The sequence below is a fragment of the Micromonospora sp. LOL_015 genome (genome assembly GCF_048060275.1).
Taxonomy (GTDB): domain Bacteria; phylum Actinomycetota; class Actinomycetes; order Mycobacteriales; family Micromonosporaceae; genus Micromonospora_E.
The window spans coordinates 1-264 of sequence record NZ_JBHMIO010000232.1 but is presented as its reverse complement, the minus strand read 5'-3'; the positions used below and the strand labels follow the sequence as shown (position 1 = coordinate 264).

At 70.5% G+C, this 264-nt stretch carries 1 protein-coding gene; it reads left to right on the top strand.

Going from position 1 to position 264, the window contains the following annotated elements:
* On the top strand, positions 1-264 hold a 264-nt coding region (locus tag ACFHWU_RS29620), incomplete at both ends, for a transposase (RefSeq protein WP_416592367.1).

The following is a 264-nucleotide window of genomic DNA, read 5'->3' as shown; positions in this document are numbered from 1 at the left end:
AACCCGACGACCACGCGTTGGGGCGTTCCCGTGGCGGACGGACCACGAAACTGCACCTGGGCTGTGAACAGGGACAGAAACCGCTGTCGATCGTGCTGACCGGTGGGCAGCGTGGCGACAGCCCGCAGTTCACGACGGTGCTCGACGGTGTGCGGGTGCCCCGGGTCGGGGCCGGTCGGCCCCGGACCCGTCCGGACCGGGTGCTGGCGGACAAGGCGTACACGTCGAAGGCGAACCGCGCCTACCTGCGTCGACGGGGTATCG